The 17511-nt window shown below is 64.5% G+C and carries 19 protein-coding genes and 1 tRNA gene; 13 read left to right on the top strand and 7 right to left on the bottom strand.

Translation table 11 applies throughout. The features are described 5' to 3' along the window. Window positions 1-110 precede the first annotated feature (110 nt). The 3 genes from hprK (at window position 111) to B0G57_RS12320 (ending at window position 2737) form a co-directional block, all read left to right on the top strand. On the top strand, window positions 111-1079 hold the full coding sequence (gene hprK / locus B0G57_RS12330) for an HPr(Ser) kinase/phosphatase (protein ID WP_018443655.1): 969 nt from the start codon (window positions 111-113) through the stop codon (window positions 1077-1079). A gap of 70 nt (window positions 1080-1149) precedes the next feature. Further along, window positions 1150-2064, top strand: a complete 915-nt coding sequence (rapZ, locus tag B0G57_RS12325; RefSeq protein WP_018443654.1) for an RNase adapter RapZ — start codon at window positions 1150-1152, stop codon at window positions 2062-2064. 37 nt (window positions 2065-2101) lie between these two features. Beyond that, window positions 2102-2737: an LON peptidase substrate-binding domain-containing protein gene (locus B0G57_RS12320; RefSeq protein ID WP_018443653.1), complete on the top strand. Its 636-nt coding sequence runs from the start codon at window positions 2102-2104 to the stop codon at window positions 2735-2737. 44 nt (window positions 2738-2781) lie between these two features. On the opposite strand, the gene mutY is transcribed toward B0G57_RS12320, so the two are convergent. Both mutY and mutM read right to left on the bottom strand, forming a co-directional pair. Further along, a complete protein-coding gene (gene mutY, locus B0G57_RS12315) occupies window positions 2782-3894 on the bottom strand; it encodes an A/G-specific adenine glycosylase (protein ID WP_018443652.1) in 1113 nt (370 codons plus the stop codon). Window positions 3895-3930: 36 nt separating this feature from the next. Continuing rightward, window positions 3931-4758 (bottom strand): bifunctional DNA-formamidopyrimidine glycosylase/DNA-(apurinic or apyrimidinic site) lyase, encoded by an 828-nt coding sequence (mutM, locus tag B0G57_RS12310; protein ID WP_018443651.1) that lies wholly within the window; start codon window positions 4756-4758, stop codon window positions 3931-3933. 157 nt (window positions 4759-4915) lie between these two features. On the opposite strand from mutM, the gene B0G57_RS12305 reads away from it, so the two are divergent. From B0G57_RS12305 to pth, 7 genes are all read left to right on the top strand, one after another. Then, on the top strand, window positions 4916-6757 hold the full coding sequence (locus B0G57_RS12305; protein ID WP_018443650.1) for a tetratricopeptide repeat protein: 1842 nt from the start codon (window positions 4916-4918) through the stop codon (window positions 6755-6757). 62 nt (window positions 6758-6819) lie between these two features. Continuing rightward, complete coding sequence (lolB, locus tag B0G57_RS12300) at window positions 6820-7470, top strand: lipoprotein insertase outer membrane protein LolB (protein WP_026230223.1); 651 nt, start codon at window positions 6820-6822, stop codon at window positions 7468-7470. Between the two features lie 82 nt (window positions 7471-7552). Then, window positions 7553-8458 carry a 4-(cytidine 5'-diphospho)-2-C-methyl-D-erythritol kinase gene (gene ispE / locus B0G57_RS12295; protein ID WP_018443648.1) on the top strand — a complete coding sequence of 302 codons (906 nt, stop codon included), beginning with the start codon at window positions 7553-7555 and terminating at the stop codon, window positions 8456-8458. A 53-nt stretch (window positions 8459-8511) separates the two neighbouring features. Further along, window positions 8512-8588 (top strand) — tRNA-Gln (locus tag B0G57_RS12290). 39 nt (window positions 8589-8627) lie between these two features. Continuing rightward, on the top strand, window positions 8628-9584 hold the full coding sequence (locus tag B0G57_RS12285; protein WP_026230222.1) for a ribose-phosphate pyrophosphokinase: 957 nt from the start codon (window positions 8628-8630) through the stop codon (window positions 9582-9584). 207 nt (window positions 9585-9791) lie between these two features. Beyond that, window positions 9792-10409, top strand: a complete 618-nt coding sequence (locus tag B0G57_RS12280; protein ID WP_018443646.1) for a 50S ribosomal protein L25/general stress protein Ctc — start codon at window positions 9792-9794, stop codon at window positions 10407-10409. Between the two features lie 105 nt (window positions 10410-10514). Continuing rightward, the gene (gene pth / locus B0G57_RS12275; RefSeq protein WP_018443645.1) at window positions 10515-11117 is read left to right on the top strand and encodes an aminoacyl-tRNA hydrolase; all 603 of its coding nucleotides are present in this window, start codon (window positions 10515-10517) and stop codon (window positions 11115-11117) included. Window positions 11118-11247: 130 nt separating this feature from the next. Here pth and B0G57_RS12270 read toward each other — a convergent pair whose 3' ends face one another. Beyond that, window positions 11248-11514 carry a YfhL family 4Fe-4S dicluster ferredoxin gene (locus tag B0G57_RS12270; RefSeq protein ID WP_018443644.1) on the bottom strand — a complete coding sequence of 89 codons (267 nt, stop codon included), beginning with the start codon at window positions 11512-11514 and terminating at the stop codon, window positions 11248-11250. 297 nt (window positions 11515-11811) lie between these two features. On the opposite strand from B0G57_RS12270, the gene B0G57_RS12265 reads away from it, so the two are divergent. Then, window positions 11812-12291 carry a tetratricopeptide repeat protein gene (locus tag B0G57_RS12265; RefSeq protein WP_018443643.1) on the top strand — a complete coding sequence of 160 codons (480 nt, stop codon included), beginning with the start codon at window positions 11812-11814 and terminating at the stop codon, window positions 12289-12291. 90 nt (window positions 12292-12381) lie between these two features. After that, window positions 12382-13182 carry a hypothetical protein gene (locus B0G57_RS12260; protein ID WP_018443642.1) on the top strand — a complete coding sequence of 267 codons (801 nt, stop codon included), beginning with the start codon at window positions 12382-12384 and terminating at the stop codon, window positions 13180-13182. Window positions 13183-13267: 85 nt separating this feature from the next. Here the strand turns inward: B0G57_RS12260 and coaD are convergent, their stop codons facing one another. Both coaD and rsmD read right to left on the bottom strand, forming a co-directional pair. Then, a complete protein-coding gene (gene coaD, locus B0G57_RS12255) occupies window positions 13268-13774 on the bottom strand; it encodes a pantetheine-phosphate adenylyltransferase (RefSeq protein ID WP_018443641.1) in 507 nt (168 codons plus the stop codon). Window positions 13775-13885: 111 nt separating this feature from the next. After that, a complete protein-coding gene (gene rsmD / locus B0G57_RS12250; protein WP_051090128.1) occupies window positions 13886-14554 on the bottom strand; it encodes a 16S rRNA (guanine(966)-N(2))-methyltransferase RsmD in 669 nt (222 codons plus the stop codon). A 293-nt stretch (window positions 14555-14847) separates the two neighbouring features. Between rsmD and ftsY the strand changes: the two genes are divergently transcribed. Further along, window positions 14848-16062, top strand: a complete 1215-nt coding sequence (ftsY, locus tag B0G57_RS12245) for a signal recognition particle-docking protein FtsY (RefSeq protein WP_018443639.1) — start codon at window positions 14848-14850, stop codon at window positions 16060-16062. Between the two features lie 22 nt (window positions 16063-16084). Here the strand turns inward: ftsY and maiA are convergent, their stop codons facing one another. Continuing rightward, window positions 16085-16729, bottom strand: a complete 645-nt coding sequence (gene maiA, locus B0G57_RS12240; protein WP_018443638.1) for a maleylacetoacetate isomerase — start codon at window positions 16727-16729, stop codon at window positions 16085-16087. A 49-nt stretch (window positions 16730-16778) separates the two neighbouring features. Next, the gene (locus tag B0G57_RS12235) at window positions 16779-17495 is read right to left on the bottom strand and encodes a fumarylacetoacetate hydrolase family protein (RefSeq protein ID WP_018443637.1); all 717 of its coding nucleotides are present in this window, start codon (window positions 17493-17495) and stop codon (window positions 16779-16781) included. Between the last annotated feature and the right edge of the window lie 16 nt (window positions 17496-17511).

Genomic DNA, 17511 nt, shown 5'->3' with positions numbered 1-17511 from the left:
GCCACGCACGCGGTGCAGGAGGCGCTTGCAGCCGGTGACTCGGCAAGGGCCCAGCCGCGCGCGTCCAGCGTGAGGCGGTCTCATGCGGCCCAACCAGGAGCCAGCGATACATGGATACATCCAGCATCAACGCCCAGAGCATCTTCGACGACAACGCCACCTCACTCAAGCTGAGCTGGCTGACGGGGCATGAGGGCTGGGAACGCGGTTTTTCGGCGGAGACGGTCGCGAATGCGACTTCGAGCGCCGACCTCGTCGGCCACCTGAACCTCATCCACCCAAACCGGATCCAGGTGCTCGGCGAAGCCGAAATCTACTACTACCAACGTCAGACCGACGAAGACCGCTCGCGCCACATGGCCGAGCTGATCGCGCTCGAGCCGCCGTTTCTCGTCGTGGCCGGGGGCGTGCCGGCACCGCCTGAGCTCGTGCTGCGATGTACGCGTTCGTCGACGCCGCTCTTCACGACGCCGATGTCAGCGGCGGCCGTCATCGACAATCTGCGGCTTTACATGTCGCGCATTCTCGCGCCGCGCGCGACGCTGCACGGCGTGTTCCTCGACATCCTGGGCATGGGCGTGCTGCTGACCGGCGATTCGGGCCTCGGCAAGAGCGAGCTCGGCCTCGAGCTGATCAGCCGCGGGCACGGGCTCGTCGCGGACGATGCCGTCGACTTCGTGCGCCTCGGCCCGGACTTCGTCGAGGGGCGCTGCCCGCCGCTTTTGCAAAACCTGCTGGAAGTTCGCGGCCTCGGCCTGCTCGACATCAAGACGATCTTCGGTGAGACCGCTGTGCGGCGGAAGATGAAGTTGAAGCTCATCGTCCAGCTCGTGCGTCGGCCCGATGGCGAGTTTCAGCGGCTGCCGCTCGAGAGCCAGACCGTCGACGTGCTCGGCCTGCCGATCAGCAAGGTCACGATCCAGGTGGCGGCGGGTCGCAACCTTGCCGTGCTCGTCGAGGCAGCCGTGCGCAACACGATTCTGCAGCTTCGCGGCATCGATACGCTGCGCGATTTCATGGACCGTCAGCGTCTCGCCATGCAGGATCCGGACAGTCAACTTCCCGGCAAGCTGATGTGACGCGCGCGAAGCGGCGGCTCGCGATAGAGCCGGAACCAGGTGCTATGATGAAACGAACGGGTCATCCTCCATGCGCATTGTTCTGATCACCGGCATCTCCGGCTCCGGCAAATCCGTCGCATTGAACGCGCTCGCGGACGCGGGCTACTATTGCGTCGACAATCTGCCGCCGCGCTTTTTGCCCGAGCTCGCGCAATTCCTCGCGAACGGCGAGGAATGTCACGAACGGCTCGCCGTCGCCATCGACGCGCGCTCGAGCGCCTCACTCGACGAAATGCCCGGCATCATTCGCGATCTCGCGAGCGAGCACCATGTGCGCGTGCTGTTTCTCAACGCGAGCACTCAAGCACTGATTCAACGCTTCTCCGAAACGCGGCGGCGCCATCCTCTATCGGGACCTCCCGCGCGCGACGCCGACATCGGGCTCATGGCGTCGCTCGAGGAGGCGATCGAGCGTGAGCGCGAGCTCGTCGCGCCGCTTGCCGAGTTCGGCCACCAGATCGACACGAGCAACCTGCGCGCGAACGTGTTGCGCGCCTGGGTCAAGAGCTTCATCGAAGACGAGCGTGAAGGGCTGCTGCTGATGTTCGAATCGTTCGGCTTCAAGCGCGGCCTGCCGCTCGATGCCGATTTCGTCTTCGACGTGCGCGCGTTGCCGAATCCCTATTACGACCACCGGTTGCGTCCACTGACGGGGCGCGACGAGGCCGTCATCGAGTATCTGGATGCGTTGCCGATCGTGCATGAAATGATCGACGACATCCGTTCGTTCGTCCTGAAATGGCTGCCGAGGTTTCGCGACGACAACCGCAGCTACCTGACGATCGCGATCGGTTGCACGGGGGGGCAGCACCGATCGGTATTCATCGCGGAGACGCTCGCCGCACGTCTCGCTCGCGAAGCAACGGTTATCGTGCGGCACCGTGACGCGCCGATGGAAGTCGGCGAATCGTCGAGATCAGTGGCCTCTGGCCACATGGCCTAACTTGCCGCGCACGCGCGGCCCCTCTGAAGCTCGCGCCATGTCCTCGAACCCAGCCGTCTGCGCCGATCTACCGCTCTTTCCGCTTCACTCCGTGCTCTTTCCCGATGGCCTCTTGCCGCTCAAGATTTTCGAGGCACGGTACCTCGACATGACCCGGACCTGCCTGCGCGAAAGCAGCCCATTCGGCGTGTGCCTCATCAAGAGCGGCTCCGAGGTCGCGAATGCCGACGAGCCCTGCGTTCCCGAGCCAGTCGGATGCCTCGCCTCGATCGAGGAATGCGACGTCGACACGTTCGGCATGCTGCACGTGTGCGCGCGCGGAGGCAAGCGCTTTCGGCTGCGCTCGCATCGAGTGGAGCCGAGCGGCCTTCTCGTCGGCTCGGCCGAGCTGCTGCCCGACGACATTCCGCTCGAAGGCAGCGACGCGCTCGCCAAGTTCGGCGCCTGCGCCGAAGTGCTCGAGCGCATCATCGAGACGATCCGCGAGCGCGACGCCGACAGCCTGCCGTTCGCCGAGCCGTTCCGCTTCGACGATCCCGCCTGGGTGTCGAATCGGCTCGCGGAAGTGCTTCCGATTCCCCTGCGCACACGCCAGAAGCTCATGGAGATGACCGACGCGGGTGCGCGCATCGATTGCGTTCATCACTACATGCAGCACCGCCAGCTGCTTTGACGCCTCCGCCGTCTATCGAGCCCGCTAAAACCTGCGAAAGCCGGCTAAAGCAAGCTGCCCTGCAAGGCATCGAGCAGCTTACGAACGGGGGCCGGCACGCCGTAAGCCTCGATGTCGGCGAGCGGCACCCAGGCGCTGTCGTCGTCGCGCGCATCGAGACTGGCCCGCGTCGCGGCGACGTCGAGCCGGCCCACGCGCGGCTCGATATCGAGCCTGAAGTGCGTGAACGTATGCGTGAGCGGCGCGAGCGTATCTAGCGAGGCCGTCGCCCCCAGCGTGCGCGCGCGCTCGGCGAGCGACGATTCGTCGGCCGCTTCCGGCAAGCTCCAGAGCCCGCCCCAGATGCCCGCGGGCGGCCGCCGTTCGAGCAGCACGGAGCCGCCGTCGCGCAACACGAGCATCCATGTCCGGCGCGTCGGCACGGCTTTCTTCGGACGCGCCGCCGGCAATTCGCGCTGGCGGCCCGTCGCGTTGGCGACGCAGTCCTCGGCGAACGGGCAGCGCGCGCAATCGGGCTTGCCGCGCACGCAGAGCGTTGCCCCGAGATCCATCAAGCCTTGCGTGTAGGCCGAGAGATCGGCGTCGCTCGCATCGGCGGCCGGCATCAGGGATTCCGCCAATGCCCACAGGGCGTTTTCAACGCGCTTTTCTCCCGGAAAGCCGTCGACGCCGAACACGCGCGCGAGCACACGCTTGACGTTGCCATCGAGAATCGTTGCACGCGCACCGAATGCGAACGACGCGATGGCGGCAGCCGTCGAGCGGCCAATGCCGGGCAATTGCGCCAACGCATCGGGAGTCGCGGGAAAGGCGCCGCCAAACTGCTCGACGACGACCTGCGCGCAGCGATGCAGATTGCGGGCTCGCGAGTAGTAGCCGAGCCCAGCCCATGAGGCCATGACATCGTCGATCGGTGCCGCGGCAAGCGCGGCGACGTCGGGAAAGCGCGCAAGAAACTTCGCGTAATAGGGGATGACCGTCGCAACCTGCGTCTGCTGGAGCATGATTTCCGAAAGCCAGATCCGGTATGGATCGCGCGTGTTCTGCCAGGGCAAGTCGTGGCGGCCGTGACGGCGCTGCCAGGCGATCAGGCGCTCGGCGAAAGCGAATTGCAGGGCGAAAGTGGGTGAAATCGAAGCGATCGCGGGTTCGGACATGGAAAGGTAAGGTATCGGCTTGAAGCCGCGGCCGGCTCAGCGCTGGCAGCGAGGGCAATGATAGGTCGACCGCTGCCCCTGCACGAGGTGGCGAATCGGTGTCCCGCATACGCGGCAGGGCTGTCCTGCTCGATCGTAGACGAAGCAGTCGAGTTGAAAGTAACCGCTCTCGCCGTCGCTGCCGACGAAGTCTTTCAATGTGCTGCCGCCACGCGCGATCGCGTCCGCTAGCGTCGCGCGGATCGCGTCGGCAAGCCTGTCGCAGCGCGCCGCCGAGAGGCGCCCCGCCGCCGTGGTCGGCCGCACCCCCGCGCGAAAGAGGCTTTCGGAGGCGTAGATGTTGCCGACGCCCACGACGATTTCGCCGCCGAGCAGCGCCTGCTTGATCGACATCGTGCGTCCGCGCGTTCGCTCGTGGATGAGCCGGCCCGAGAACTCGGTCCCGAACGGCTCGACCCCGAGCCCGGCGAGCAACGGGTGCGTGTTCACGTCGCCCGCCGCGCGCGGGTGCCAGAGGACGGCACCGAAACGGCGCGGGTCGCGGTAGCGCAGCACGAATTCGTCGAAGATCCAGTCGATATGATCGTGCTTGGCGGGCGCGGGCAGGCCGGCATGCGGCAGCACGCGCAGCGTGCCCGTCATGCCGAGGTGAACGATGAACCACCCCTCGTCGACTTCGAAGAGCAGATACTTGCCGCGCCGCCCCACGCCGATGATCTTGCGGCGCGAGAGCGTCGCGCCGAGCTCGGGAGGCACGGGCCACCGCAAAGCGCCGGAGCGCACGTCGACGCGCTCGACGAGGCGGCCGCGGACGTACGGCTCGATGCCGCGCCGCGTCACCTCCACTTCTGGCAGTTCAGGCATGTGGGCGCGCCTCCCCGGGCAGCGAACGCGGTGAGCGTACGGGCGGTCTCATAAATGGCGGTTAATAGCGAGGAATGGGTGTGTAACTTGCATCGTCGAATCTGCGTGTATTGTAGCGAGCGCGTTACAATCGTCCGAAACCCTCGAACGGATCTCCATGATTTTGTCCCTGAAGCCGCAATCGCCGCGCGCAGGCAGCGTGCGCTCCGCCCGGCGCGCCGCGCCGCTCGGCCGCATCGCCGCCGTCGTCTGTGCCTGGACGCTCGCCCTCGCCGCACCGGCGTTTGCGCAAGATCCCTCTCCTTCTGACGATTCGGCGTCGGCCGCGCCGGCGGACGCCTTCGCGCCGTCGCTCCCCGCCGAGACGCAGGACCTGCCGAACGTCGAGTTGTCGAGCCAAATCGTATTTCAGGTCCTCGCGGCCGAGATCGCATTGCAGCGCAACGAACCGGCCCCGGCGTACCAAACCTATCTTTCACTCGCGCGCGACACGCACGATCCGCGCATGGCTCAGCGCGCGGCCGAAATCGCTATTGCGGCGCAGAGCCCCGCTGACGCATTGACCGCCGCTCAGCTTTGGCGCCAGTACGCGCCCGATTCCGAGCGCGCCGCCCAACTCGACGCGTCGCTGCTCGTCCTGTCAGGCAAGCCCGAAGATGCCGAGCCGCTGCTCGCGGCCGAGCTCGCCAAGGTCCCGGAACAGGACCGGGGCAACGCGATCGTCGCGCTGCAGGTGCTGCTCGCGCGCGGACCGAATCACGTGGGTGGGCTGCAGGTTCTGAAAGATCTCGCTAAGAACGATCTCGGCCGGCCCGAGGCGCAGCTCGCGGTCGGCCGCCAGCAGCTGCTCGCCGACGACCAGCCGGGCGCGCGCTCGTCGTTCGAGCGCGCGCTGAAGCTGAAGCCCGATTACCTGCCTGCCGCGCTCTCGCTCGCGCAGATGGGTCCCGATGCGCGCAACGAGGCCATCTCGACGTTCGAGTCATACGTCAAGCAGAACCCGAAGTCGCACGACGCCAGGCTCGCGCTCGCGCAGCTCTACCTGTCGAGCGACCGCATCGACGATGCGCAAAAGCAGTTCGAGGCGATGCACAGCCTGGATTCGCACGATCCGACGCCGTTGATGGCGCTTGGCCTCATCAAGGTTCAGCAAAAGCAGTACGACAGCGCGCAGAAATACCTGCAGCAATATGCCGAGCTGACCGAGAAGACGCCGGGCGCGGACCCGGGGCAGGCTTACATCTTCCTCGCGCAGATCGCGCTCGAGCAGAAGAACGAGGGTGAGGCCGCGAAGTGGCTCGACAAGGTCTCGCCGGACAGCCCGCGCTATACCGCGGCGCGCGTGACGCGCGCGCAGTTGCTCGCGAAGGCGGGCAAGATCGACGAGGCGCGCAAGATGCTGGCCGATCTGCAGAGCCCGGACCCGCATGCGCAGGCGCTCATCGCGCGCACCGACGCCGCGATCCTCTTCGATGCCAAGCGCTACCCCGAGGCGGAGAGCCGGCTCGCGGCCGCCGACGACGCGATGCCCAACGATCCCGAGATCATCTACGACTACGCAATGGCCGCGGAAAAGAACGGCCATTTCGATCTGATGGAGTCGAAGCTGCGCCAGCTCATCAAGGTTCAGCCCGACAATCCGCAGGGCTATAACGCGCTCGGCTACTCGCTCGCCGATCGCAACAAGAATCTCGACGAAGCCGAGAAGCTCATCGAGAAGGCCTCGGCCCTGGCGCCGAACGACGCTTTCATCATGGACAGTCTCGGCTGGGTCAAATACCGGCTCGGCGATACGACGGACGCGGCCAAGCTCTTGCGCCGCGCCTTCGATCTTCAGCCGAACGCCGAGATCGGTGCCCATCTCGGCGAAGTGCTCTGGAAGAGCGGAGACCAGGCCAAGGCGCTTGCCGCATGGCGCGACGCGCGCAAGCTCGAGCCCGACAACGATACGCTCGTGAAGACGCTCAAGCGCTTCCAGGTGAACAGCAACGATCTTTGATGCACGTGAACGTCAGCGATTTTCTGGCGCGCGTTGCGCGCTACTTCCGTTTTGCGCGTCCGATGCATGCCGGGCGGCTCATGGCTCTCGCGCCGCGCCGCACGCGTGGCATCGCTTTGCCGCTCGCGTCGGCGTCGGCAACGGCGATGGCCATCGCATTGCTCGCGGGCTGCTCGTCCGCGCCAACGCGCGGACCGTCGACGTCGAATGCCGCGACGGCGCTTTCGACACAAACGAGTCGCGCTTATCATGGCCGGTTCTCGGTGAGCTACACCGACCGCTACGGCCGGCCGCAAAACGCCTACGGCAATTTCGACTGGCAGGAACAAGGCGATACCGTCACGCTGCAGCTCTTGAACCCGTTCGGCCAGACACTGGCAATCGTCACGTCGTCGCCGTCCGCCGCGACGCTCGAGCTGCCCAATCGTCAACCGCTCACGGCCGACAATGTCGGCACGCTGATGCGTAATGCCCTCGGATTTGCATTGCCCGTCGAAGGCCTGCGGTACTGGCTGCAGCCGTCGCCGGCTCCGACCTCGCAAGCGAAAACGATCGTCGACCCGCAAGCCGGAACACGGCTCAAGGAGATCGATCAGGATGGCTGGACGATCCAGTATCTCGCCTACACGGATGCACCCGAGGTCGGCGTCAAGCGCGTCGATTTGACGCGCCGCGATCCGCCGCTCGCGATCAAGCTCGTGCTGGATCGCTGATCGCCGTGCCGGCTGACGAGAGGGCCGCGAACCAACCGGGCGGCGCACTGCCCGCCGCCACTGCTTTTCACGAAACGAAAGCATGATCGAAACGAAAGACTCGCTGCGGGATTGCCCGGCGCCGGCCAAGCTCAATCTCTTTTTGCACATCACGGGCCGCAGACCGGACGGCTATCACTCGCTGCAGACCGTATTTCAGCTGCTCGATTGGGGCGACAGGCTTCACTTCACGCTGCGCGCCGACGGAGAGATCCGCAGGCAGACCGAGGTGCCGGGCGTGCCCGAATCGGCGGATCTGGTCGTGCGCGCCGCATCGCTATTGAAAGCGCACACGGGCACGCGCTTCGGGATCGACATCGAAATCGAGAAACGGGTGCCGATGGGCGGCGGCCTCGGCGGCGGGAGTTCCGACGCGGCAACGACGCTGCTCGCGCTCAATCGGCTCTGGAAGCTCGGATTGCCGCGGGACACCCTGCAAGCGCTCGGCCTCGAGCTCGGCGCCGACGTACCGTTTTTCGTGTACGGGAAAAATGCGTTCGCGCAGGGCGTCGGCGAGGCGTTGGCGGCCGTGTCGCTGCCGAGCCGCTGCTTTCTCGTCGTGACACCGAACGTGCACGTGCCGACCGCTGCGATTTTTTCCGACGAGTCGTTGACACGCGACTCGAAAGTCGTCACAATTACGGACTTTCTCGCACAGCAAAGTTGCGATGCAAGATGGCCAGACAGCTTCGGCCGGAATGACATGCAACCCGTTGTCGTGGGAAAATACGCGGAAGTCGCGCAGGTGCTCGAATGGTTTGACGATACGTTCGGAGATACGGCACCCGCGCGGATGACTGGTTCAGGGTCGAGCGTGTTCGCTGCCTTTTCCAGCGTCGCCGAAGCGGAACAAGCGCAAGCCAAGCTGCTTGCGAGTGGTCGAGCGGATTGGAGGAGCGCTCTCGCGCCGAGTCTCGATACGCATCCGCTCTTCGCCTTCGCGGGGTGAAAGTTTCGCCTCGTCGGACTGCCTACAGGTCCGGCGAAGCGCTGAGTCAGTGTAGGGGAGTCGCCAAGTTGGTCAAGGCACCGGATTTTGATTCCGGCATGCGAGGGTTCGAGTCCTTCCTCCCCTGCCAAACATTCTCGTAGTTCCCGCCTCGAGCAGCAGGTGCATGATGAGCAGCCATGACGGCCTGATGGTGTTTACTGGCAACGCGAATCCAGCGCTTGCACAAGAAGTCGTCAAAATCCTCGGCATTCCCCTCGGCAAAGCGATGGTGAGCCGTTTCTCCGACGGCGAGATCCAGGTTGAGATTCAGGAAAACGTGCGCGGCAAGGACGTCTTCGTCCTGCAATCGACTTGCGCGCCGACGAACGACAACCTGATGGAGCTCATGATCATGGTCGATGCGCTGAAGCGCGCGTCGGCAGGGCGGATCACGGCGGCCATCCCCTACTTCGGCTACGCGCGTCAGGATCGCCGTCCGCGCTCGGCGCGCGTCGCGATTTCGGCGAAGGTCGTGGCGAACATGCTGGAGATTGCCGGCGTCGAGCGGATCATCACGATGGATCTGCACGCCGATCAAATCCAGGGCTTCTTCGATATCCCCGTGGATAACATCTACGCGACGCCCGTTTTGCTCGGCGATCTGCGCAAGCAGAACTACGAGGATCTGCTCGTCGTGTCGCCCGATGTCGGCGGCGTCGTGCGGGCGCGCGCGCTTGCCAAGCAGCTCAACTGCGATCTCGCGATCATCGACAAGCGCCGTCCGAAGGCGAACGTCGCCGAAGTGATGAACATCATCGGAGAAGTCGAGGGGCGCACCTGTGTGATCATGGACGATATGGTCGACACGGCGGGTACGCTCTGCAAGGCCGCGCAAGTGCTGAAGGAGCGCGCGGCGAAGCAGGTCGTCGCTTATGCCACGCACCCGGTGTTGTCGGGCGGCGCGGCCGAGCGCCTCGCGAACTCGGCGCTCGATGAGCTCGTCGTGACTGATACGATTCCGCTCAGCGACGAAGCGCGCGGATCGTCGAAGGTCCGGACGCTCTCGTGCGCGGGGCTGCTTGCCGAGACGTTCTCGCGGATTCGTCGCGGCGATTCGGTGATGTCGCTGTTCGCCGAGAGCTGAGCAAGCGGCAACAATGATAGTGCTTGCGGAGAAGGCGTTGCATGAAGCGGCGCCTTTTCCGTGTAATGGGCGCGGTGAGCCTCTGGTTGGTTGGGCAAGCGCGCCGTTTTCGCAGGGCGGTCATTTGGCGCCGTGTGCGATCGTTCGCATGCGAGCCGAAGCGCCCTTATTCACTGCCTGGTCGCGGGCAGTTCATGGAGATTGAACATGAAAGTCGTCGCTTTCGAGCGCAACCTGCAAGGTACGGGTGCGAGCCGCCGCCTGCGCAACTCCGGCAAGACGCCGGGGATCGTGTATGGCGCAGCAGATCAACCGCAACTGATCGAGCTCGATCACAACGCCCTCTGGCACGCGCTGAAGAAGGAAGCCTTCCACTCGTCGATCCTCGACCTCGAAGTGGCCGGCAAGTCGCAGCAAGTGCTGCTGCGCGACGTGCAGTACCATCCGTTCCGTCAGCTCGTGCTGCACGTGGACTTTCAGCGCGTCGATGCGAAGAAGAAGCTGCACACGAAAGTGCCCGTGCACTTCATGAATCAGGAAACGAATCCGGCCGTGAAGCTTGGCGGCGCCGTGATCTCGCACGTCGTGACCGAGGTCGAAGTTGAGTGCCTGCCCGGTGATTTGCCCGAGTTCGTCGAGCTTGATCTCTCGAAGATCGAAGCCGGCCAATCGCTGCACGCCAAGGACATCACGCTGCCGAAGGGCGTTTCGCTCGCGGCTCGCGTCGAAGCGGAAAATCCCGTCGTCGCGGCCGCCGCCGTGCCGGCCGCCGCGGTTTCGAGCGAGGCTGCCGAGGGCGAAGCCGGCGAGACGCCTGCCGCCTAAGGATTTCGTCGATCGATATCCTCTCGATCCGTTTCGCTGAAACGGACGACGTGACCCGCCGCGGCTCGCCCCGGCGGGTTTTTTTTCGAGGGTAGCAAGAACGTCATGATCAAACTGATCGTCGGGCTCGGCAATCCGGGCGCCGAATATACGGCCACACGGCATAACGCGGGCTTCTGGTTCGTCGATCAGCTCGCGCGCGAGGCCGGCGTCGCCTTGCGCGACGAGCGGCGCTTTCACGGCCTATACGCGAAGGCCAGGCTTTTCGGCGATGAAGTCCATCTGCTCGAGCCGCAGACGTTCATGAACCGATCGGGGCAATCGGTCGTCGCGCTCGCGCATTTCTTCAAGATCCTGCCGGATCAGATTCTCGTCGCACATGACGAATTGGACCTGCCGCCCGGCGCCGTCAAGCTCAAGCTCGGTGGCGGAAGCGGCGGCCATAATGGACTCAAGGATATTTCGGCGCATCTTTCGTCGCAGCAGTACTGGCGGTTGCGCATCGGCATCGGACATCCGCGAGATCTCATTCCCGAAGCCGCTCGTGCGGGTGCGAAGCCTGACGTCGCCAACTTCGTGCTGAAGCCGCCGCGCAAGGAAGAGCAAGAAGTGATCGACGCGGCTATCGAGCGGGCGCTCGCCGTCATGCCGCACTTCGTCAAAGGGGAAACCGAGCGCGCAGTGATGCAGCTGCATCGCGGCGCGTAGTGACAAGCGGCTCGCGGTCGTGGGTCGCGGTTGCGAGACGCGATGGCGCGCTCGGAATGGGGCCGCAGCCACCCAATTACAACGACAGCGATCGCCGCTGATGCTCCAGCCTTCAGCCAAGCATCACCGGCTAGGCGTCCTCTCCCTTTTTAGCCTGCTGCAGCGAGCCATACTTCGCGAGTAGCTGCTCCCGCGTTTCGACATGCTCGGGGTTGATCGGGATGCAGTCGACCGGGCACACCTGCCGGCATTGCGGCTCATCGAAGTGACCGACGCACTCGGTGCACTTCGAAGGGTCGATCACGTAGATATCCTGCCCCATCGAGATCGCGTCGTTCGGGCACTCGGGCTCGCAGACGTCGCAGTTGATGCACTCGTCGGTAATCATCAGGGCCATGCTTTTCACCGGAAAACTTCAACGGGAAGAGCTGCTGACAGGCCGCCGAGGGGCGTCCGCGTAGCCGGGCCGCCTGGGTGGCTGAACGCCATCGCTCTTCCGAACGCACTATTTTACCCCTAACACGGGAGGCACCTTCGAACCTGCCGTCATTCCATCGTCGGGTCCGAACGGCCGTTCCCAATGAAGGATGAATTTCAATTTTTTGGAAGGATCGGCGATTTATAGAAGGGGCTGCGGCGTCGCTCGCCTATCCTGCTTTGAACTTGGTGCCTTTTCAAAGGAGGTGGGACGGCAATGAGCGAAATCGACGAAATCGCACAAGAAGATGAAGCCGCATTTATCGCGCAATATGCGGCACTAATCGAGAAACACGGCAATCTGGCTGATCTACTCGGTATCGCCGACCACGAGATGGAAGACTGCTATCAAGAAGCGCTAACGAGCTACTACGACGGCGATTATCTTTTCGCGTCTCGCTGTTTTTCCGCTTTGACATTTGTAAACCCGCTGGATGGCGAGCTACATTTGGCGACGGGCAACGCAATGCAGCAACTGGGAGAGCATAGCGCGGCGTTGCAGTACTTTTCGGCCGCGGCGAGGCAATTGCCAGCCGACCCCGGCGCATGGTTCCGCGTGGGCGAATGTCAGGTGGCGTTATCGCAGTATGACGAGGCGCGCGACACCTTGCGTCATTGTTTGAGCCTTTGCGCGACAAGCAATGCGCGCCCCGGCCTATACCCGCACGCCAAGGCGCTGATGGATCAACTGCTCTGATTTCGGCGGGCAGCCCGCCCGCTCCGTTCCCGCCTTACCAAGGCCCGAGGGCGGCTCGGCGCCGCACCCAATTGCAACCGACTTTAGGACATGGAAATGACCATTCGATCGCTGTCATTCACCCAGTTTCAGTTCGACACCACCGCTCCCATCACGCGAGAGCCCCCTTCAACCCCGCGGCCGACGGCGAATGCCGATACCGTTGCGCCACCAGACAAGATCACCCTTTATCTCAGTAAAGACACCGCTCACAAGAATCCGCTGACGCTGCAAAAAACCGAGGTTGACGTTGCGACGTTCAAAGATAAGCACGGTAAGGAATATAAGTACGGCACAATAAACGATAGCCCGAACGTATTTACAGATCGGAAAGGTAGAAACGTTTATGTGCTGGATTCTCCGGAGCACCGCAGGGCGCTTATCGACCTCCAAGAGAAGGCGGACAGACAGGGCGAGCACCTCGCGGACGTACCTTTACCCAAATATGTCAAATACGCGACGGCAGCGGGCGCGATCTTAGGCGCGGAAGTAGGGTCGGCCGTTGCTCCTGTCGTGGGCGTCGTGCCGGGTGCCGTCATTGGCGCGGCGCTCCTCGGCGGGTCCGCGGCAGGCGTTGCCAACCTGGTTCGTCACAAAGACCAATTCACGCTCAGGCAGAAAATCGCCGTACTGCAAGACACCGGAGTCGAGCGCCGAGCAGAGACGTTGAGGGCCGCTGTCTCCCATAGCAGCGGAATGCCGGTGGCGCTCGCTGAGTGCTTGCTTAGCACAGCCGGCGATGTACATGAGATCGCAGAGAATGAACTGACGCGCAGGATGGAAGTATCCGCAGTTCGGGCCGGCAACGATAACCGGTCAGCGCCCATCGGCGAAAAAGCCGTATCGTCTTAGCGAAGGGCGTGCCGAAGGGACGACACGAGAGCCGTATGGCTGCTGCGGACTGCCGGCACCCAAAGTCTCACGGGACGCATCGCCTTCACGGCTGCGTCCCCGCCCCGTGCCCCATCGCGGCGACTTTGTCCGTAAGCCACTTCTCGACCGACGGGAACACGAACTTGCTGACGTCGCCGCCGAGCTGGGCGATTTCGCGCACGATCGTGCCCGAAATGAATTGATACTGATCCGACGGCGTCATGAACATCGTCTCGACATCCGGCAGCAGATAGCGGTTCATGCCGGCCATCTGAAACTCGTACTCGAAGTCCGATACCGCCCTCAAGCCCCGCACGATCACGCGGGCGCTATGCGCACGCACGAAATCCTTCAGCAGCCCCTGAAAGCTCATCACATGCACGTTCGAGTAGTGGCCGAGCACTTCCTGGGCGATGTCGAGGCGTTCCTGCAACGTGAAGAACGGCTTCTTGGCGCGACTGTCGGCCACGCCGACCACGAGGGTGTCGAATATGCTCGCCGCACGGCGCACGAGGTCCTCGTGACCGCGCGTGAGCGGGTCGAATGTACCCGGGTACACGGCGACTACCATCGGCATCTCCTCTGATCGTTTATTCCCCGGCGGTCCGAAATGACGAGCGGTCACCCGCCTTGCCAACCGCTACGCACGTCGCGGCACCGGGCGGCGCTTTCGGAACGCGCATTATTCACCATTTTCGCGCTGCAGCAAATGGTAGTGGACCGCGCCCGCCCTATCGTGGCGGACGATGGTCCAGCCGGCCAAAAGCGGAGCCTCCTCATCGAGCGGATCACCCGACTCGACATAGAGAAACCCTTCGACGCCGACCAGCGGCATCGCCAGCTCGAGCGCGCGCTCGAGCATTCCGCTTTCGAACGGCGGGTCGAGAAAAACGACGTCGAACGAGCCGGGCGCAAGGCCTGCCGCGAGCCGCAGGCCGTCAGCCTCGACGACCTCGATCATGCGAGCGGAAAGCCGCGCTTGATTGTCGCGCAGTTGCCTTGCGGCGCGCGCGTTGCGCTCGACCATGACGACGCGTGCCGCGCCGCGCGAAGCGGCCTCGAAGCCGAGCGCCCCGCTCCCCGCGAAGAGATCGAGGCACCGTTGACCGTCGAGCCGTTGCCCAAGCCAGTTGAAGAGCGTCTCGCGCACGCGGTCGGGCGTGGGCCGCAGGCCCTCGAGGTCGAGCACCGGCAGCGGCGTGCGCTTCCAGTCGCCGCCGATGATGCGCACGGAGTGCTGCTTGCCGCTGCGGTCCGGCGTTGCCGCCTTGCCCCGCGTTGCCGAGGAACGCCTTGCCTCGGAAGAAGACGGAGAAGGCGAAGAGGAAAAGGTAGACGAAGACGGGCGCATGCGAAAAGTCGAAAAATCTTCAAGGGAAGCCGGTGCCTCACGCTCCAGCCATTCGACACGGCGTTGAAGCGCAAAACCGACGGCCAACGTTACCACAGCGCACTGGCCCGCGCCTGTCGGCGGCGCCCCGCCTAAAGAGTCGCCCCTGATAAAATACCCCCCTTCCCGCGCATCGTGGAACGCTTGCCGCCGCTCGATGCCGCGGCATCCGGCCCTTGCGCGCCGGCGCGAAGCCGCGCGGGGCCCACGAAGGCCTCTGCGGCGCCGCGGCGCGACGTCCATCGACTATACCCATGTTCAGTTTTTTCAAACGCTTCAAGGGCTCGAAAACGCCCGAAAACGGCCAAGAGAGCAACGAGCAACCGGCCGAGCCCGCGGCCCCGGCGCCATCGTCGCCGGCTGCGGCGACGCCCGCGTCGAGCGCTCCTGCCCCATCCGCGGCCCGTTCGGCTCAGGTCCCGTCCGCGCCCCCATCGACGCCGACACCGTCGCCGCCGGCATCTCCGCGCAACGGTGCGGACAAGCCGGGCGGCTCATCGGCAGGCCCGGCCGCGGACACGGCCACCGAAACGATCGAAATCGTGCCCCCGCCGCCCATCGAGCCGGCCGCCCGGCAGTCCTGGCTTGCCAAGCTCAGATCGGGGCTCGCCAAAACGAGCGCCGGCCTCACGGGCATCTTCGTCGGCACGAAGATCGACGACGTGCTTTACGAAGAACTGGAAACGGCGCTGCTGATGTCCGATGCGGGCGTCGAAGCGACCCATTACCTGCTCGACGCATTGCACGAAAAGGTCCGAGCCGAACGATTGACCGATCCGCTGCAAGTGAAGGCGGCCGTGCGCACGCTGCTCGTCGACCTCCTGAAGCCGCTCGAAAAGTCTCTGGTCCTCGGCCGCGCGGAGCCGCTCGTCATGATGATCGCGGGCGTGAACGGCGCCGGCAAGACGACGACGATCGGCAAGCTCGCCAAGCATCTGCAGCGTTTCGAGCAGTCGGTGCTGCTCGCGGCCGGCGACACATTCCGCGCCGCGGCGCGCGAGCAGCTCGCGATCTGGGGTCAGCGCAACAACGTGACCGTCGTCTCGCAGGAAAGTGGGGACCCAGCCGCCGTCATCTTCGACGCCGTGAGCGCCGCGCGTGCGCGCGGAATCGACGTCGTGATGGCCGATACGGCCGGCCGCCTGCCCACCCAGCTGCATCTGATGGAAGAGTTGCGCAAAGTGAAGCGCGTGATCGGCAAGGCGTACGAGGGCGCGCCGCATGAGGTGCTGCTCGTCATCGATGCGAACACGGGCCAGAACGCGCTCGCGCAGGTGAAGGCGTTCGACGATGCGCTCTCGTTGACGGGGCTCATCGTCACGAAGCTGGACGGCACGGCGAAGGGCGGCATTCTCGCCGCGATCGCACGCCAGCGGCCCGTGCCCGTCTATTTCATCGGCGTCGGCGAGAAAGTCGAAGACCTGCAGCCGTTCAGCGCCGAAGAGTTCACGGACGCGCTGCTCGGTTGATCGGGTCTCGTCGATTCGGCCGTCATTCGGCGTCGGGTTGCGCGCCCGGCGCCGCGCGCGCAAATGCATCGAGGCCGCACGCATAGTCGTAGATGCGCTGGATCGTCGGATAGCGGGCGGTATCCACCTTGAAGCGTTGGGCGTTGAAGACCTGCGGCACGAGGCAAAGATCGGCAACCGTGGGCTCGTCGCCGAACGCGAGTTTGCCCACGCGGCGCTCGGTCGACAATCGCGATTCCAGCGTTTCGAATCCCGCCTCGATCCAATGCCGGTACCAGCCGTTTTTCGCCTCGTCCGAAAGGCCGAGCTCGTGGACGAGATATCTCAGCACGCGCAGGTTGTCGAGCGGATGAATCTCGCAGGCGATCTGCTGCGCCACGGCTCTCACGTAGGCGCGATCGACAGGATCGCGCGGCAGTAGCGGCGGCTCCGGGCGCGTTTCCTCGAGATACTCGACGATCGCGAGCGACTGCTGCAGCGTGACATCGCCGTCGACGAGCGTCGGCACGAGCCCGTCGGGATTGAGCTTGCGGTATTGCGCCGTCAACTGCTCGCCGCCCGAGCGCAGCAGATGCACGGGGACGTACTCGTAAGGCAGGCCCTTCAGGTTCAGCGCGATACGGACGCGGTACGACGCCGAGCTGCGGAAATAGCTGTAGAGCTTCATGCGGACCCTCCCTCGTCTCTCTTCGTCCCGTGTCGCCTCATGCGGGTGTTCAGACCACCCGCACGCTGAATTCGCCGAGTCCGTCGACGCCGCCCTTCATCAGATCGCCCTTCACCACCGCTCCCACGCCCTCGGGCGTGCCCGTGAAGATGAGATCGCCGGGCTGCAATTCGAAGAGCTTCGAGAGATGCGCAACGGTTTCGGGAATCGACCAGATCAGTTGCGAAACATCCGAGCGTTGCTTCTCCACGCCGTTGACGCTGAGCCAGATCGCGCCGCGATCGATATGGCCGATCGCGGCAACAGGATGGATCGGCCCGAGCGGCGCCGAATGGTCGAACCCTTTGGCGGGCTCCCAGGGCCGGCCGAGCTTCTTCGCTTCGGCCTGCAAATCGCGGCGTGTCATGTCGAGCCCGAGCGCATAGCCGTAGACATGATCGAGCGCGTGCTCGACCGCGATGTCCCGCCCCCCTTTGCCGATCGCGACGACGAGCTCCATCTCGAAATGGACGTTGCTCGACAGCGTGGGATACGGAAATTCGCCCGTCGCTCCCGGTGCCACGTAGAGCACCGCGTCGGCCGGCTTCGAGAAAAAGAACGGCGGTTCCCGGTCCGGGTCGTGCCCCATCTCGCGCGCATGCGCTTCGTAGTTGCGCCCCACGCAATAGATGCGGCGCACCGGAAAATGCCGGCGGGCGCCGGCGGATCCTGCGGTCTCGACGATCGGCACAGCAACCGCGGGCGCGGGGGCAAACGCGTAATCCATTCGATTCTCCATGTTG

This window comes from Trinickia symbiotica (genome assembly GCF_002934455.1).
Lineage (GTDB): Bacteria > Pseudomonadota > Gammaproteobacteria > Burkholderiales > Burkholderiaceae > Trinickia > Trinickia symbiotica.
Note: the sequence above shows the minus strand (reverse complement) of the source record. Positions and strands in the feature narration are given on the sequence as shown.

Excerpts from the sequence above, each read along its gene's own strand:
- hprK (WP_018443655.1), top strand. The coding sequence starts at position 111 with ATGGATACATCCAGCATCAACGCCCAGAGCATCTTCGACGACAACGCC.
- rapZ (WP_018443654.1), top strand. The coding sequence starts at position 1,150 with ATGCGCATTGTTCTGATCACCGGCATCTCCGGCTCCGGCAAATCCGTC.
- B0G57_RS12320 (WP_018443653.1), top strand. The coding sequence starts at position 2,102 with ATGTCCTCGAACCCAGCCGTCTGCGCCGATCTACCGCTCTTTCCGCTT.
- mutY (WP_018443652.1), bottom strand. The coding sequence starts at position 3,894 with ATGTCCGAACCCGCGATCGCTTCGATTTCACCCACTTTCGCCCTGCAA.
- mutM (WP_018443651.1), bottom strand. The coding sequence starts at position 4,758 with ATGCCTGAACTGCCAGAAGTGGAGGTGACGCGGCGCGGCATCGAGCCG.
- B0G57_RS12305 (WP_018443650.1), top strand. The coding sequence starts at position 4,916 with ATGATTTTGTCCCTGAAGCCGCAATCGCCGCGCGCAGGCAGCGTGCGC.
- lolB (WP_026230223.1), top strand. The coding sequence starts at position 6,820 with ATGCATGCCGGGCGGCTCATGGCTCTCGCGCCGCGCCGCACGCGTGGC.
- ispE (WP_018443648.1), top strand. The coding sequence starts at position 7,553 with ATGATCGAAACGAAAGACTCGCTGCGGGATTGCCCGGCGCCGGCCAAG.
- B0G57_RS12285 (WP_026230222.1), top strand. The coding sequence starts at position 8,628 with ATGAGCAGCCATGACGGCCTGATGGTGTTTACTGGCAACGCGAATCCA.
- B0G57_RS12280 (WP_018443646.1), top strand. The coding sequence starts at position 9,792 with ATGAAAGTCGTCGCTTTCGAGCGCAACCTGCAAGGTACGGGTGCGAGC.
- pth (WP_018443645.1), top strand. The coding sequence starts at position 10,515 with ATGATCAAACTGATCGTCGGGCTCGGCAATCCGGGCGCCGAATATACG.
- B0G57_RS12270 (WP_018443644.1), bottom strand. The coding sequence starts at position 11,514 with ATGGCCCTGATGATTACCGACGAGTGCATCAACTGCGACGTCTGCGAG.
- B0G57_RS12265 (WP_018443643.1), top strand. The coding sequence starts at position 11,812 with ATGAGCGAAATCGACGAAATCGCACAAGAAGATGAAGCCGCATTTATC.
- B0G57_RS12260 (WP_018443642.1), top strand. The coding sequence starts at position 12,382 with ATGGAAATGACCATTCGATCGCTGTCATTCACCCAGTTTCAGTTCGAC.
- coaD (WP_018443641.1), bottom strand. The coding sequence starts at position 13,774 with ATGGTAGTCGCCGTGTACCCGGGTACATTCGACCCGCTCACGCGCGGT.
- rsmD (WP_051090128.1), bottom strand. The coding sequence starts at position 14,554 with ATGCGCCCGTCTTCGTCTACCTTTTCCTCTTCGCCTTCTCCGTCTTCT.
- ftsY (WP_018443639.1), top strand. The coding sequence starts at position 14,848 with ATGTTCAGTTTTTTCAAACGCTTCAAGGGCTCGAAAACGCCCGAAAAC.
- maiA (WP_018443638.1), bottom strand. The coding sequence starts at position 16,729 with ATGAAGCTCTACAGCTATTTCCGCAGCTCGGCGTCGTACCGCGTCCGT.
- B0G57_RS12235 (WP_018443637.1), bottom strand. The coding sequence starts at position 17,495 with ATGGATTACGCGTTTGCCCCCGCGCCCGCGGTTGCTGTGCCGATCGTC.